Below are 15,835 nucleotides of genomic sequence, written 5' to 3' on the forward strand. Positions count from 1 at the left end.
AAGTAATTTTTCAAAAGAGCAGTACTCCACTTCCGGTAACTATAGATTGGCTTGTGAAAGATGATCTTCATCTGACACATGAATCAAGTATTGAAGATCGTGGGTCTTGTTTTATGAAGATTGGCATTCCATTCAGGAAACACAAAGTGAATACTTAATCACAACATAGTTATTCATTAAGGTTGTTGTGCAAATCGACATCATACTAGAGATGACTAAAATACCCACAGATTCCATTCAGGAACAGTTATAACCTTCCAATATGCGCAAATATAGCCTTTGTCTGAACTCATATATTTGGGCTAAAATGACAAAAAAAAGACTGGTTTTAGTCATTTTTCATGACTTAAAACCAGTCTTGGAGTGATGTAGATCACTATGAAATTGTGATATACATCACGGTAATTTTATATTTCCAAAGATAGGATTGATGTTTGCATCGTTTCGTACGCCCGGGTACCACTGAACCATCGATTCAAACGCGCTGTTAGCAATTGAATCTTCCGTATTATAGAAATTCATGTTAGAACTGGTGATGGATTTCGGCGGAACCATGTACTCTTTAAGCAATCTACTGTAACCGATCCATCTGCGTCCAGTAAGCGATCCGTTAAAACCAGCAGATTCACACCCCAGTTCTTGATGCAGCTGCTGCAATCCAAACTCCATTTTGCGAATAATTCGACGTTGATCGCTCTTTCCACTCATGACGCTCACATTGACAAGCGCCCTAAGATCTGATTCGCAGTTCAGTGCTTTGCGCCACAGAGACAACCATGCATCATACTTCAGATAGTATCTGCCCTGAAAGTAACTCTTTAACGTGGGCAGAAGAAGGTGAATCTTGGCTTGGTATAGATCGCCATGCTGCATAACATCCAGCATTCGAAAATAACCCAGTGCTACCTGTTTAACACTTTTGTATTTAAATAAACGATTAAATGCCACCAACATATGATCTAATTCTGCATTGATCTGATCGAATGGAACCTGATCAAGAACAAGATCCAAACTAAGCCAATTGACTTGCTGATCATGGTTAATGCCAGAGATGATTCGGTGATTAGTAAAAGCGTATTGAAGCGATCTTTTCCACGATTCAGACACTTTTAACCTCGCCTCCACGAGTGATGGGGTGGAGAATAGCTAAAGAGCTATTCTCCCAATTTCACCAGGCTGTAGTTCTTTTTGCCTTTGCGAATAATAATGAACCGTCCATCAAAGGAGTTATCGACTGAAACTTCCATATCCATATCGGTAACCTTCTCTCCATTCATAGAGATGGCACCTCTGGTAACATCTTCACGTGCTTGCCGTTTGGAAGGCTCAATGCCTAAATCGACTAGCCAATCGATGATATTTTTAGATTCTTTCGAAGCATGGAATGTCGGCATTTCTTTGAAGCCTTGCTCGATTTCATCGGCTGTCAGCGACTTAATTTCCCCGCTGAACAGAGCCTCTGTAATTTTCTGAGCTTGTATCAGAGCTTCTTCACTGTGAACAAATCTCGTCATTTCTTCAGCCAGTTTAAGCTGTGCTTCACGTTTGTGCGGCTCGGTCTGTACCTTAACTTCCAGCTCATCAATCTGTTCTTTGGTCAAGAAAGTGAAGAATTTCAGGTATCTGATAACGTCACGGTCGTCTGTGTTTGCCCAGAACTGGTAGAATTCAAATGGAGTCGTCTTATTCGGATCCAGCCAGATAGCGCCACCCGCAGTTTTACCAAACTTCGTTCCATCCGCTTTAAGCATCAATGGAATGGTAAGACCAAATGCTTTCGCTTCCGAACCTTCTTTTTTACGGATAAGGTCAAGACCACTTGTAATATTACCCCATTGATCTGCCCCTCCGATCTGAAGCTGCACATCTAATTGTGTGAACAAGTGATGGAAGTCCATGGATTGAAGAATCTGGTATGAGAATTCGGTAAACGAAATTCCACTATCAAGACGGCTTGCAACGATATCTTTGGCCAACATCGTGTTGACACTGAAGTTTTTCCCGAAGTCACGAAGGAAATCCAATATCGTTAAGTTATGTGTCCAATCAAAGTTGTTCACCATGCGTAATCCTGTGTCACCCTCGTTGACAAACAGTTTCTTCATTTGTGCTGTCAGAGCATCAACGTTTTTCTGAACTTGATCCATCGTTTGCAATGTGCGTTCTGAAGTTCTGCCGCTTGGATCGCCGATTGTACCAGTAGCTCCACCAATCAGAATAACAGGACGGTGACCGGCCATCTGGAAACGTTTCAGCATCATAAAGGGAATCAAGTGGCCAATGTGCATACTGTCTCCGGTCGGGTCAACCCCACAGTATAGCGATACCGATTTCTCGCTTGTCAGTTTACGCAATCCCTCTGCATCTGTTTGTTGATTGATGGCTCCGCGCCATTCGAGTTCATCGATAATGTTCATCATTTTGGTTCGCTCCCTTGGTAATTTATTTTAAGTTAGTGTGTTGATAAAAAAGACAAGAAAAACAAAAAAATCGTCGCCTAGTCTGTAATAGACATAGGGACGATTATTAACCGTGTTACCACCCAAATTGCATTAACAGGCTGCAGTCACTGTTAATACCACTCTCGGCAATAATATCGATTGCCAATCCGCTTAGCGTTACCTAAGATCCTCCAGAGTGTAATTCGCAATTGTGTGTGTGCCAGGTCGCATCGACCCCTGGCTTTCTGAGTACAGGGACAAAATTGCTACTTCGCTCTTTCATCGTGTTATCCAATATTAGATTAATACACATCTTAGTCCTGTACATATGGTTTGTCAACACCTATTTTCAAAAATCTACGTAAAAGATTTTGATCACCGTTTACTAGGGCTGTAGATGTGTTGCCAAAGGCTACCTTTGGGACTCATTTATTATCTGCATACTTTCAGTATAATATTTATCCATCTTTTTCCTGATATAATAATTCTCTCTCACACTATGCCATCTGAGTATAAATGAGTATCGCATCTCTCAAAAATTCAGCGGTTCCCGGCTGCTCTGCATCATAGTAAGCTTTAAATCGCTCATCGTCCACATACATTTGGGCCAAACCGGCGTGCGCTTCTTTACTGTACTGATTCCAATAAAAGGTTAGCCATTGTTTATGCAAATCCGCTGCTTTTTGAGCCAGCTCTCCTGCCGGATCACCCTGTTTAAAAGCCTGAGCGAGCGTATCTTTCACCTCTTCCGCTAGTCCAGTCACCTGTTCGTGCTGCTCCTGTGTCATATTTTTCAGTTTGGCATTGGATTGGTTTACGGTATCATCTCCGTATTTTTCACGAATCTCTTTCCCGTATTTTTTCTCGTTATCATCTATCATTTTTTGCTTGAAGCCTTCAAATTTCTCCTGATCACTCATCATGATTCTCCCTTCCGCGGATGCTATCGTTTTATCCACATTTACAATAAGCAAATCCAACTGTCTTCTTTTGTTCTGGAGCTGCTCACGGTGCTGTTTCAGAGCGTGTACGCTGTCAAAAGAAGGCGAGGTGATGATCTGCTTAATCTGGTCCAGCTGAAGTCCGAGCTCCCTGTAGAACAATATTTGCTGCAGCTGATCCACCTCGAACTGGCCGTAAATACGGTAACCTGACGAGTTGATTCTTGCCGGCTTAAGAATGCCAATCTCGTCGTAATATCGCAGGGTTCTCGTACTGATCCCGGCCAGATGCCCCAGCCTCTGAATGGTATACTCCATGAGTTCACCTCCTGACAACTTCACTGTACACCTTTACGTAACGTTAAGGTCAACATCTATTTTTCCCATTCAAAAGAAAAACGTTCTTGGGCATATTCTCACAGTTGACAGACCGCTTTTATCGGAAGTTTTTCATGCGATTAATTCTTTATATCTTGAAAAATTTGTATTAAAAATAATTGCTCGGGTGCGAACTTATGTTCTATAATATAGAGAAATAGGGAGGATGATTGGGGATATGAAATTAAATATTAATATGAATGAACGGATGGAGCATTATAATGTAACTGGTTTAAGCATTGCTCTAATTCATAATGGCCTAATTAGTATGACGGAAGGTTTTGGAGTTCTTGAGACAGGAACTAATAACAAGGTAAACAGAAATTCTATTTTTAGTGCTTGCTCAATAAGTAAATTTTTAACCTCCATATTAGTTTTGAAGTTAGCTGAACAAGGTATTGTTGATTTAGATGAAGATTTAAATAATAAACTTACTTCTTGGAAGATTCCTGATCATGAATTTACTCAAAGTAAAAAAGTTACCCTTCGAACATTACTTAGTCATCAATCGGGGGTAATTGAACCTGACGGAAGTTTTAGTGAACTTGATTCCACTCAAGGCATTCCTTCAATGGTTGATCTATTAGAGGGAAGAACCTCATATTGTAAAGAACCTATTAAAATGATGTATGAGCCCGGGAGTGACTTTCATTATTCAGATGCAGGTTTTTGTATCATACAACAACTGATAGAAGATGTTTTTGAAAAGCCTTTTGAGGTAGTAATGAATGAACTTGTATTTGAGCCGTTAAATATGAAAAACAGCACGATAATTCAGTCAATTCCAACCGCAATGAGCGAACAATTCTCTTGTGGACATCATAAAAATGGCAGTCTAGTTGATGGCAAGTATCCGATATGTCCTTATCCAGCAGCTTCTGGACTTTGGACAACACCGTCCGATTTAGCCGTTCTGATGATTGAATTAATAAATTCCCTAAAAAGCAAAAGTAAACTGGGCCTTTCTGTAAATAAGATGAAAGAATTGATTACATCTCAAGGTTGTAAAGAATGGACTGGACTAGGAGTTTTTCTAGATGGTTCACAACATGAACTTAAAATTTCTTCACTTGGTTGGGGTGTAGGATTTCAATGTATGATGGTGGCGTATCCATACTTAGAGAAGGGCGCAGTCATTATGACAAATACAGATTTAGGTGTTCATCAGTTAAAAGGGATTATTGGAGAAATATTCAACTCCCTTACACTTTAATGCAGGTAACGAATTCGAACCTGTCTTAAGAACGGAGTCAGCTGACTCATCTGCACCACACCGGTGAGTCCGTCTCCCCCATTTTTGCTTCATAAACTCCCTCTGCCTCGGTTTCCGTTGTTGTTTCCAGCTTTTTAATCCGGCGCTGTATGTTCATTCATCCATTATTTCTGCGACTCTGTCATATTGTCTATCAGCTTTTGGATCAGGAAGACCTCGCTTATGTCCTTAGTATCTGTATCCGTCCGGCTTTCCTTGTCATGTCCCATTTGACCGTTACCCTCACTGATTTTGTCATCCGCAACTTTCTTAGCCTTGTCCGACACAGCCTGATTGGTAGCCTTGTTGGAGGTATCTGTACTGTCAGCTAATGCATCGTTCTGCAGATAAGCGTCTCCTCCCAAAATCAAGCTTGCTAAAATACTTCCTGTAATTAATGTTTTACCTATATAAATCATCTCTCATCGCTCCTCAATATTGTTGTTTGATCTTATATTCCTAAGTATATAGCCTTAACCTGAGAGCAAGCTTAATAGATCGTTATGAGACACTTAAACTGCGGTAAATGTTTGCTTAAAATGCTGGAAGAAAGACTGCATATGAAACCAAGGGACAAACCGCTTAAGAAGACGGTTCGCGCACTCCGAAAGGACCTGCTGCCTCGTCTACGGAAATATGAAGAATACGAAAATCAAGAAAGCAGCAATATATAGAAGTAAAGAAATGACGGTGCATGAATAACCTCCTGCACCGCCGTTTCTTTATTTTTCGTACCTTTTTTTGATTAAAGCGATCTATTCTTCAAGTGAGGTTACCACTTTTGGAACGGACCCTTTTAACCCTTCATTATTCACTCTTTCCTTTAGCCTCCTTGATTCTGTCTAATTCCGCTTTGATATCTTCCTGTGCCTCAAAGACGTCCAACTTTTCTGCCGGATGAGAAGCAGCTGAGCCGTACTGCCGGACATTCATGCTTCTCTCCAAATAGCACAATTTTTCTTCCACCCGTGTAAAGCCCCTTGCCACTCTATCGGTGTCAAGATTCGTTAATGTCGAGTAAGCCGACTTCATCGATTGTGCCGCATCGATACGGGAGACTAGGAAGAACAACCGGTTCTGCAAATCCTGATGCATATCCGTTAACTGTACCGTCTGCTTCCTCAATAAATCCGCCTGCTGACGGATGACCTCCCTTTGTCCTTCATACTCCTGAACCAGCCGCTCATGATACAACTTGTCCTGAACAGCAATTTCCGCAATAGGCTCTTCATCACGTTCCACAGCGAGCTCCGCCTGGCGCAGCCTTTTTCCCACCATCTCTTTAGCCCTGGCTATCATCACATCGTACTTCTGCTCTGCAGCCAGCTGTTGAATCAGAGCCTGACGGGTATGATCCAATTGCTCCTCCACCTGACGAATATACTGCTTAGCCATAGGAATCGGATCTTCCATCCGATCCAGCATATGATGTATGTCAGCTACCGCTATCTCTTTCACTCTTCCGAAAACACCCATTATTGTTTCTCCTCCTTGTGATTACTTTTCTCCCATTCATCAAGCATTCTTCCTCGTTCATAAGCCGATGATGTGTAAAAACCGCTCACGTCATATACCGGATATGTACCGGTCGGCGTTCCTGAAAGATTTCCGTAATCATGCTTCAGCCGGTTCATTCTGCCCTTGGTCAGGAACAATACAATCATCACGGCGAGTCCCCAGAACGGAGTCAGCAGGCTCATTAGAACCACACCGGTGAGTGCGGCTCCCCCCCATTTCAACAGACCGGAGGCCTTCGCCCAAATAACTGCAAACAGAGCAAGCAGTGACACCTTCATTAACATTGCAAATACAGCTGACATTCCAAAAATACCGTAGCCATGATGGGATACTAAGCGGTGAGGGCCACCATGTCCAAAGCCCTGTCCTCGTCCGAATCCTCGCGGTCCCTCGACATGTGCCAAGTGACCGATTAAGTCGGCAGCTTTAATGCCAAGCCATATGAGAACGACTACCGTTAAGCCGATCCAAAACCACGATAATCCCCGTTTTTGTTTCATTTACTCCTCCTCCTTTCCTGCCTCTATTTATTAAGTAGCATCTGCCTCGGTTTCTGTTGTTGTTTCCGCCTTTTTATCCGGAGCTGTATGCTTCTCGTTCACCCACTGTTTCAACGGCTCTGTCATATTGTCTTTCAGTTTCTGGATCAGGTCTGTCTCGCTGATACCCTTAGACGCAGCAAGCTCAGCAATCGTTTTCCCCTCTTCAAGTCCCTCCTTCAGCTTCTCTTCCGTCATGCCGAGAATCTCAGCAATTTCATCTGTCTTTCCGAATCTGCCCATTCCGTGATCCATCCCGCTTTCCTTGCCATGTCCGCCTCTCCCTATGTCACTGCTCTCAATGGCCTGCTCCAGACGGTCACTCAGCTTCTCTTTCTGCTCCACTGCCTGGTTGTCCGTCAGCGCACCTTCGCTCTTGCGTTCATCAATCTTCTTCGTTTCGGCATCGATCAACTTTTGCAAAAAGGCTGCTTTCGTAAGACCCTTATCTTCCGCAATTCCGGCAAATGTTTTCCCCGCTTCGAGCTGAGTCCGGATGTCGCTTTCCTTCAAGTCCAGCACCTCAGCCGTTTGTTTGATCAAGCTACCGCCCCCGAATCCGCCACGGAAGTGTCCCATTTTGCTGTCATCCTCCCTGACTTTGTCACCCGCTTCTTTCTTAGCCGTGTCCGACGCCGCCTGATCCGTAACCTTAGTGGAGGTATCTGCACTGGCAGCAAACGTATTATTCTGCAGATAACCTGCTCCTCCCAATACCACACTTGCTATAATGCTCCCTGCAATTACTTTTTTACCGATATAAATCATCTCTCATCGCTCCTTAATGTTGTTTGGTCTTACATTTCGAAGTATATAACCTTAACCTGAGATGAAACTTAGCAGAACGTTATGGGACACTTAGGCTCCGCTGAATGTTTGCTGAATACTACAATTTTTGTCCATATCAAAACATAAACTGGCGAGAGAATTGTTTCTGTATTTCCTATAATGAAAGCGTTACAACAACGCCATGGCTTACTTTCGATCATTCCTAGGAGGTTAAGCCGTAGATCGTTCTGTACAGGAACACCGCTGGGTAAAAATTTCCGAATTATAACAATTTGAGGAGTGTTATCACTAATGAAAAAAGCACTGATCGTTTGGGGCGGCTGGGATGGTCATGAGCCGCAGCAAATCGCAGCTATTTTCGCAAATATTTTAGAAGCACATCAGTTTCAAGTAGAAGTATCTGATACGCTTGATGCTTTTGGAGATGGGTCCAAGCTAAAAAGCCTCGATCTGATCGTTCCAGTATGGACGATGGGAGAGATTTCGCAGGAGTATGTGAACAACATTTCCGAAGCGGTACAGGGCGGGACTGGACTAGCAGGATGCCACGGCGGGATGTGTGATGCTTTCCGTAACAATGTGGACTGGCAATTTATGACCGGAGGGCAGTGGGTGGCACACCCCGGCAACGACGGCGTGAAATATACCGTGGAAATAAAACAAAGCTCCAGCCCTCTGGTTCAGGGAATGGAAGACTTCATAGTAGAATCAGAGCAATATTACTTACATGTAGACCCCGCGGTTGAAGTGCTAGCCACTACCCGCTTTCCTGTCGCCGACGGTCCTCACCGGTTTAATAAGGCTGTAGATATGCCTGTTGTATGGACAAAGCGTTGGGGCCACGGAAGAGTGTACTACAACTCGCTGGGCCATCATGCCAACATTGTTGAAATGCCGAGTATTAAGGAATTGATGACCCGAGGACTGTTATGGGCTGCTGAAGGAAAAGTCTCTACAGAAGCGAATGCGGGTTTAGGGTCCGGCTCTAAGGCTAACATCTACAGCGGCATGGGCGATAGTCAAGTGGATTGATGAAAAGGAGATAACTACAATGCAAACTATAAAAGCTGGAATTATCGGTTGCGGAAATATCAGCAACATCTACATGGAAAACTGCAAAAAATTCGCAGTACTGGACCTCATCGCTTGTGCTGATCTAGATCTCGACAAAGCCAAAGCCCAAGCGGATAAACATGACATCCCTTTAGTTTGTACAACAGAGGAGTTACTCGCCCATCCTGAGATTAACCTGGTGATCAATCTGACGATTCCGGCCGTACACGCCGAAGTGAGCCTTCAGGCTCTGGAAGCCGGGAAGCATGTCTATGTTGAGAAGCCGCTGACTCTGACGCTCGAGCAAGGGCGTAAAGTATTGGATACAGCTGCGCAAAAAGGTCTGCTTGTCGGAAGCGCCCCGGATACATTCCTTGGCGCCGGTATCCAGACCGCTCTGAAATTGATTTCTGAGGGAACCATTGGCCGCCCTGTTTCGGCTACAGCGTTCATGATGAGCCGCGGTCACGAGCACTGGCATCCTGATCCGGAGTTTTATTATGCAGAAGGCGGAGGTCCAATGTTTGATATGGGACCCTATTATTTAACGGCACTCGTACAGCTGCTCGGTCCTGTCCGGACAGTAGCCGGCATTACGAGCAAAGCACTGACAGAACGGACAATTACGAGCCAGAAGAAGCATGGCAAAAGCATTCCTGTAGATATCCCAACCCATGTGGCCGGTACGATGCATTTTGATGGCGGAGCCGTGGCCACCCTCATTACGAGCTTCGATATTTTCGGGGGAAGCACGCTGCCTCATATTGAAATTCATGGTACGGAGGGCAGCCTGCTCGTGCCTGATCCTAATGGATTTGGCGGAAAGGTCATGTACCGAAAGCTAGGTCAGGAGCAATGGACGGAAGAGCCTCTTGTCCAGGGATATGACGGCAACAGCCGTGGAATCGGGCCTGCCGATATGGCTGACGCCTTGCTGCATCAGCGAAAGCATCGCGCGAATGGCGAGCTAGCCTATCATGTGCTGGAAGCGATGTGGGCCTTCCACCTCTCATCCGATTCAGGCAGCTATTATAACATGAAGAGCACGTGTGAACCTGCCGTGCCTATGGCGGAACTTTCGTTTACTTCGTGATTTCATTCGATTCGTCATTGTCTTTTTGAGTATGCTGAAATACAATAAACCTAACCATAAAACGGAGGTGTTCCAATCATGATGATGATGACCGTGTTCCTGACTGTTATTCAATAATGATAAATTGAATAACGCTTTATGCTTGAGACGAACTAACTCCTGTATAGGGGTTGGCTTTGTTATGGACTTCAAGCATGAGCTATCAGAAGAACTCGATCATCATAACGCCCATTGGAATGCATCGCTTTAGCAGGCTTTTTAATCCCTGTCTAAAACGGTTCTAAAGCCGTGACTGATCCTAAGAGGGTTCATCACGGCTTTTTTGCGTTCTTTTGACCGAGTTCATCAAACCACTTTTGAATGGAGATGGTCTTTTGAAATCGTTTAAGTTAAACATGGACATTCATGTCGCTAAAAAGAAATTGACGACGATCCTCGGTAGCCCCGTAACTAACCTGTCCCCTATTGAAATGGGAGAACTCAGCAGAGTATTCAGCTTCGAATGTAATGGCCTTCCGTACGTGGCCCATTTCAAAGAAACGAAGGAATCACTGGAAAAGGCACGCTATATGTACCAGACCTATGGTTCTCGTCTGCCTATTCCTAAAGTTGTAGAGGTCGGGGAACTTGACGGGGTATTCTTTGCCATAAGTGATAAGGTGCACGGAAAGCCTATAAGTGCCTTTCCTCCATCCCAACAAGAGATCATATTGAAAGACGTCGCTAAACATTTGGTGGCGTTAGGTCAACTGAACATTGACCGTTCCCAAGGTTATGGATGGATATCGCCGGAGGGCAGCACCTCATCTGCATCATGGGTCGAAACGATTGAAACATTTTTTAAGATTGATCCAAATGGCTTCTATCAAGATTGGACTCGGTTATATGACGAAAGCTTTCTGGAAAGGCCACTGTTCGAAGAAGGATACTCGGCTATGATGGAGCTGCTGCAATATGCCCCGGGCAGTCCGCTCCTTGTGCACGGAGACTTTCATTTAGGCAACATGCTGTCTGATGGCAGCAAGGTCACGGGGATCGTGGACTGGGAGATGGCCATGCATGGTGATTTTATGTTTGACGTTGCCGGTCTGCACTTCTGGTCTTCTACATTAGATTTCCCTCAAAAAGTACGGGATGTATGGAGCGCCAACAAAGTTGACATCCCTCATTTTGAGGAACGGCTGCGCTGTTATATGCTGGTTAAGGCCATTGACGGGCTTCGCTTTTATGCGAAACAGGATTCAAGACCGAGCTATGATTATATGAAAGAGCGGTTGAAGACTTTGTTGAAATAATAACACGGTTCGGCTGTTATGAGCCTAACGAATTCTCATTCCTATGCTATCATTGAAACATATTGCTTCACACGAATCTATTCAGTAAAATAATGTAAACTGGAGAAGGTGACATAAATGATTAGATATCCGTCTTTAGAAGAAGGAGCAACAATTGGTGTAACCGCACCCTCGTCAGGGGTAAAAGTCGAATTACATGATTTACTTAAACTTTCATGTAATCGTATGAAAATGAAGGGATTCAACGTTATTTGTGGAGAAACGGTTTGGACTCAAGAAAAGGCAAAGTCTTCACCAGCCAAATTACGCGCTACTGAATTCAATGAAATGATGAGAGATGATTACATCAGTATTATCATCCCACCTTGGGGTGGCGAACTTTTAATCGAAATTCTTGAATACATTGATTTTGAAAATTTAAAGAGTAAGTGGATCTTAGGTTATTCAGATATAAGTGGATTATTGTTAGCAATAACCTTAAAAACAGGCATAGCAACTGCTCATGGTACAAATCTCATTGATTTAAGAGGAGATTTCTCAGATAACACAACTGCAATGTGGCAATCTGTCTTATCAACTAAAACTGGCGAATCAATGATCCAACATTCATCGGAAAAATATCAAAAGGAATGGAAACACTCTGACCCTTCACCATGCGTCTTTCATCTAACAGAACAAACATATTGGAAAGTTATTTCGAATGCTGATGTGAAAATACAGGGTCGCTTACTTGGCGGGTGTATCGATGTGATAAGACATTTAATTGGCACACCGTTCGGTGATGTACAACATTTTCAAAAGAATCATATTAATAATGAACCCATTTTATGGTATTTAGAGAATTGTGAACTATCAACGACTGATTTACGCAGGTCTTTGGTTCAGATGAAATTAGCTGGTTGGTTTGATAACTGTACGGGTCTTCTGTTTGGAAGAAGCGATGCAAATCAAGCTATTGACAATTATACAGCGGAGGATATTTACAAAGAGCTATATGAGGAGTTGCAGATACCAATAATCTACGATATTGATTGTGGTCATGTTCCACCACAAATAACTTTCATAAACGGGGCATATGCTGAGATTGAAGTTGGAGATGGCAAAGGGTCAGTAAAGCAATCTTTTAACCAATAATTACTCCGTTCCCTATAAAACGATAAAAAAACAGCCGTTAAACTGTCTTTTTATCGTTTTTTAATGGGCAAAAGTGCTACCAATTATCTCGTCCAAATGATTTTTGCACCCAAACGAAGAACCCGTTAGATAGAGCCGGACTGTTATTTGGAATACGGTACGATCCTCCGTCATGCAGCGCTTGTATCGACTGTTCTCCATCTCTTCCCACTGCTGGACAAATACAGTTATCCTATCTATGATGGAATTGCTGAAAAGGGCTTACCCTTTAGACTATTCGATATTTGGTGGTGCAATGAAGCATGAAGTTTTTTTATCAGAACTGGCAATTCGACAGTGAGCTGCCGATGACGATTTTTTCAACTAACAATATCAGATATCATGCCCACTGCCATCCAGAAGTAGAGCTCATTTATGTGGTGTCGGGGTCGCTGTTCGTCGGCGTGAACGAAGATAAACGGCTGGTTTCCGGAGGACAGTTTGTCGTTTGCGGGAGTAATGACATTCATTACTACGAAAATAGCGGAACCGATTCAAACGTTATCATTCTTATTTTCAAACCAGACCTGCTGGGGGCATTACGTGTCTGGCCCAGTGAATTCCAGTTCTCCTCCCCCTACCTGACCGACAGCCAGAAAACACAGCCTCTAGGAGATCTCATGATTTCAATCCTGGAGGAAAGCACGAAAGCTAAGCCCGGTTCAGGGTTGATCATCAGGGGAATGATCCTTCAGTTGTGCGGCTCTCTGCAAAGATGCATTCCTTCACTTCCGAAGGACAAAGAACCTCATGAGCAAAGAGCCCGGATGCAGAAGATCCTTTCTTACATAGAAGGAAATTGCTGTTCAGAAATAACGCTGGACTCGATTTCCCGGCATTTTAACATGGATCCCCATCATTTTAGCCGGACGTTTAAATCGACGCTCGGGATCAGCTTCAAAACCTACTTGAATACCGTAAGAATCTCTTTAACGGAAATCCAACTGGAAACCACGGATGCCAGCATTACAGATATTGCGCTTGATTGCGGATTTACAAGCATCCGGACGTTCAACCGGGTGTATAAGTCGTTGAAGGGGCGAACACCCTCCGATCTGCGCAAGGGAGATTAACATCGGTAGTAAGTTAAAGCCATTCTTCGGCTCAACACAAAAATTAGTTTCTGAAGACTAACATCAATATGGATTAGTCGTTTACGCAAATTCGTGACTTTAGTCGTGAGTGGTTTTAAATAAACAGGCGATACATTGGGCGGACTCACGTTCCGTTATATGGAGCAATTTCGTCTATCAGAGTGAGGTATCGGACTGAAAGGCCGTTATTTGCGCCTATTCAAGCGGAATCGGTATGTTTTGGGGAAATAACGAACTCTCAGTCCGGAACGATTGCAAAACTCGTCGACTTTGGGAAAATAGCGGAATGTCAGTCCGCCAAAAAAGCCTGCTCTCCCCATTAAACCGGGAAAGCAGGCTGCTTTCATTCGTTTTCGTTTATCAGCTGCTATTCTTTTATTACCAACTTCAACGGTGCAGGAATTGTTTTCTCAACCGCTTTGCCCTGCTGCACATCTTTAGCTGCCTGGACAGCTAGTTGTCCGATCAACTCAGGCTGCTGTGCAATTGTTGCAGTCAGCTTGCCAGCCTTGATCGAGTTAAGCGCATCATCATTACCATCAAAACCGATGACCATGATGTCTTTACCGGAGCTTTGGATCGCCTCTATAGCACCCAGAGCCATTTCATCGTTATGGGCAAAGACTGCCTTCACATCCGGATTACCTTGCAGCAGATTTTCCATAACATTAAGGCCTTTGGTTCGGTCAAAATCTGCAGACTGCTTGGCTACCACTTTCAGTTTTTGGTCAGCTACGTCGTGGAATCCCTTGCCCCGCTCCCGGGTTGCGGAAGCGCCCGGTACACCTTCCAGCTCAATAACCTTTGTACCTTCACCAAGCTGTTCCACCATATATTCCGCTGCCATTTGACCGCCCTTGATGTTGTCTGAAGCGACCAGAGCTTCCACATCGCCTTGCTCAGCCGAACGGTCCAGCGTAATAACCGGGATGCCCAGACTGTTTGCTGTTTGCACCACCGTAGAAATTGCAGAAGAATCTGTAGGGTTTATCAACAGTGCATTTACACCCTGCTGGATCAGGTCGTCCACGTCATTACTCTGCTTGGCAGAGTCGTTTTGCGCGTCGACTACGACAACTTCTATGCCCTGCTTGGCAGCTTCAGCTACTACGCCGTCTTTTAGCGATACGAAGAACGGATTATTAAGCGTAGAAATCGAAAGCCCAATTTTCATATCTTTCACATCACCACTCGCTTTAGGCTTAGCCCACTCGGGCGGCTCTAACGAACATCCAGTCATGAAGATCAGCATCAATGATACAAGGAACAAAGTAGTTTTTTTCATCGTTAGTTCTCCCCCTTAAGCCGATTTTTTCCGGTCGAGCAGGACGGCAATCGCAATCACGATACCTTTGACGACCATCTGATAGAAGGAATTGACACCCAGCAGGTTCAATCCATTATTCAGCGTTCCGATAATAAGCACACCGATCAATGTACCAACGATCCGTCCTCGTCCGCCCGACAGGCTCGTTCCGCCCAATACTACCGCTGCGATAGCATCCAGTTCATAGGAAGTACCTGCTGTCGGCTGTGCGGAATTCAGACGGGAAGTCAGAATCGCGCCTGCGAGAGCGGACAACATGCCTGCTAGGGAGTAAATCATAATTTTTACGCGAGGCACTTTGATACCAGATACAAGCGAAGCTTTCTCGTTACCACCAATCGCATAGGTTTTGCGGCCAAACGAAGTTTTATGCAAGATAACCCACAGTACGGCAAACGTAATGATCATCGTAACTGCCGGTACTGGAATGCCAAACAGATAACCGCGTCCGAACAGCTGGAATACCAGACTATCGCCGAGACCTGTGATCGGGTTACCATTCGTATAAACGAGTGTAAGTCCTCTGAAAATCGTCATCGTTGCCAATGTTGCAATAAAAGGAGCCATCTTCCCCTTCGTGATCATAAGACCGTTGATCATACCCATCACACCGCCGAGCGCACAGCCAATAATAATCGCGAGAATCGGGTCGAACCCGGCCACCATCATATTGGCAACAAATGCACTGGACAGCGCCAATATAGATCCGACCGACAAATCAATGCCTCCTGTCAGGATAACAAACGTCATACCGAAAGCAATCAGGGCATTAATGGATACCTGACGAAGCAGATTCAGGATATTAAGCGGTTCCAAAAAGCTCGGATTCAGAACGGAGACAATAACAATGAGTATGATCAGTCCAAGCAGTGGACCGAGCTTTTGCGTCATGTTAGAGACCTTGAAACCTTTTCCTGCCTTAGCATCATTTATTGTTGTCAT

At 44.2% G+C, this 15,835-nt stretch carries 16 protein-coding genes and 1 other annotated feature; of the genes, 7 read left to right on the plus strand and 9 right to left on the minus strand.

Annotated features, from left to right (window positions below; all coding sequences use genetic code 11):
• Positions 1-396: 396 nt before the first annotated feature.
• The 3 genes from B9N86_RS25645 to B9N86_RS25655 all read right to left on the minus strand — a co-directional run bounded on the left by B9N86_RS25645 (position 397) and on the right by B9N86_RS25655 (position 3,700).
• Complete coding sequence (locus B9N86_RS25645; RefSeq protein WP_208915906.1) at positions 397-1,107, minus strand: protein rep; 711 nt, start codon at positions 1,105-1,107, stop codon at positions 397-399.
• A gap of 47 nt (positions 1,108-1,154) precedes the next feature.
• Positions 1,155-2,417 carry a tyrosine--tRNA ligase gene (tyrS, locus tag B9N86_RS25650; protein ID WP_208920758.1) on the minus strand — a complete coding sequence of 421 codons (1,263 nt, stop codon included), beginning with the start codon at positions 2,415-2,417 and terminating at the stop codon, positions 1,155-1,157.
• A gap of 95 nt (positions 2,418-2,512) precedes the next feature.
• Positions 2,513-2,733: a binding site (T-box leader), on the minus strand.
• 205 nt (positions 2,734-2,938) lie between these two features.
• Entirely contained in the window at positions 2,939-3,700 is a 762-nt protein-coding gene (locus tag B9N86_RS25655) for a MerR family transcriptional regulator (protein WP_208915907.1), read from the minus strand.
• A gap of 238 nt (positions 3,701-3,938) precedes the next feature.
• Between B9N86_RS25655 and B9N86_RS25660 the strand changes: the two genes are divergently transcribed.
• Positions 3,939-4,973, plus strand: a complete 1,035-nt coding sequence (locus B9N86_RS25660) for a serine hydrolase domain-containing protein (protein ID WP_208915908.1) — start codon at positions 3,939-3,941, stop codon at positions 4,971-4,973.
• Positions 4,974-5,137: 164 nt separating this feature from the next.
• On the opposite strand, the gene B9N86_RS25665 is transcribed toward B9N86_RS25660, so the two are convergent.
• Positions 5,138-5,431, minus strand: coding sequence for a hypothetical protein (locus B9N86_RS25665; protein ID WP_208915909.1), 294 nt, complete (start codon positions 5,429-5,431; stop codon positions 5,138-5,140).
• A gap of 84 nt (positions 5,432-5,515) precedes the next feature.
• Here B9N86_RS25665 and B9N86_RS30050 point away from each other — a divergent pair, with 84 nt between their 5' ends.
• On the plus strand, positions 5,516-5,686 hold the full coding sequence (locus tag B9N86_RS30050) for a hypothetical protein (protein ID WP_210190707.1): 171 nt from the start codon (positions 5,516-5,518) through the stop codon (positions 5,684-5,686).
• A gap of 133 nt (positions 5,687-5,819) precedes the next feature.
• Here B9N86_RS30050 and B9N86_RS25670 read toward each other — a convergent pair whose 3' ends face one another.
• Genes B9N86_RS25670 through B9N86_RS25680 form a run of 3 tightly spaced genes read right to left on the minus strand, consistent with a single transcriptional unit; the run spans position 5,820 to position 7,837 of the window.
• A complete protein-coding gene (locus tag B9N86_RS25670; RefSeq protein WP_208915910.1) occupies positions 5,820-6,488 on the minus strand; it encodes a PspA/IM30 family protein in 669 nt (222 codons plus the stop codon).
• Positions 6,488-7,030: a hypothetical protein gene (locus B9N86_RS25675; protein ID WP_208915911.1), complete on the minus strand. Its 543-nt coding sequence runs from the start codon at positions 7,028-7,030 to the stop codon at positions 6,488-6,490. Before B9N86_RS25675 ends, B9N86_RS25670 begins: the two co-directional genes overlap by 1 nt.
• A gap of 30 nt (positions 7,031-7,060) precedes the next feature.
• Positions 7,061-7,837 carry a hypothetical protein gene (locus B9N86_RS25680; RefSeq protein ID WP_208915912.1) on the minus strand — a complete coding sequence of 259 codons (777 nt, stop codon included), beginning with the start codon at positions 7,835-7,837 and terminating at the stop codon, positions 7,061-7,063.
• Between the two features lie 312 nt (positions 7,838-8,149).
• Here B9N86_RS25680 and B9N86_RS25685 point away from each other — a divergent pair, with 312 nt between their 5' ends.
• The 5 genes from B9N86_RS25685 to B9N86_RS25705 all read left to right on the plus strand — a co-directional run bounded on the left by B9N86_RS25685 (position 8,150) and on the right by B9N86_RS25705 (position 13,545).
• Positions 8,150-8,890, plus strand: coding sequence for a ThuA domain-containing protein (locus B9N86_RS25685; protein ID WP_208915913.1), 741 nt, complete (start codon positions 8,150-8,152; stop codon positions 8,888-8,890).
• Positions 8,891-8,909: 19 nt separating this feature from the next.
• On the plus strand, positions 8,910-10,004 hold the full coding sequence (locus B9N86_RS25690) for a Gfo/Idh/MocA family protein (protein WP_208915914.1): 1,095 nt from the start codon (positions 8,910-8,912) through the stop codon (positions 10,002-10,004).
• 374 nt (positions 10,005-10,378) lie between these two features.
• Positions 10,379-11,299 (plus strand): aminoglycoside phosphotransferase family protein, encoded by a 921-nt coding sequence (locus B9N86_RS25695; RefSeq protein WP_208915915.1) that lies wholly within the window; start codon positions 10,379-10,381, stop codon positions 11,297-11,299.
• Positions 11,300-11,416: 117 nt separating this feature from the next.
• Entirely contained in the window at positions 11,417-12,433 is a 1,017-nt protein-coding gene (locus B9N86_RS25700; RefSeq protein WP_208915916.1) for a S66 family peptidase, read from the plus strand.
• 302 nt (positions 12,434-12,735) lie between these two features.
• A complete protein-coding gene (locus tag B9N86_RS25705; protein ID WP_208915917.1) occupies positions 12,736-13,545 on the plus strand; it encodes an AraC family transcriptional regulator in 810 nt (269 codons plus the stop codon).
• Between the two features lie 388 nt (positions 13,546-13,933).
• Here the strand turns inward: B9N86_RS25705 and rbsB are convergent, their stop codons facing one another.
• Both rbsB and rbsC read right to left on the minus strand, forming a co-directional pair.
• The gene (rbsB, locus tag B9N86_RS25710) at positions 13,934-14,851 is read right to left on the minus strand and encodes a ribose ABC transporter substrate-binding protein RbsB (protein ID WP_208915918.1); all 918 of its coding nucleotides are present in this window, start codon (positions 14,849-14,851) and stop codon (positions 13,934-13,936) included.
• Between the two features lie 15 nt (positions 14,852-14,866).
• Positions 14,867-15,835: an ABC transporter permease subunit gene (rbsC, locus tag B9N86_RS25715; RefSeq protein ID WP_208915919.1), complete on the minus strand. Its 969-nt coding sequence runs from the start codon at positions 15,833-15,835 to the stop codon at positions 14,867-14,869.

The organism is Paenibacillus uliginis N3/975, assembly GCF_900177425.1.
GTDB classification, from domain to species: domain Bacteria; phylum Bacillota; class Bacilli; order Paenibacillales; family Paenibacillaceae; genus Paenibacillus_AQ; species Paenibacillus_AQ uliginis.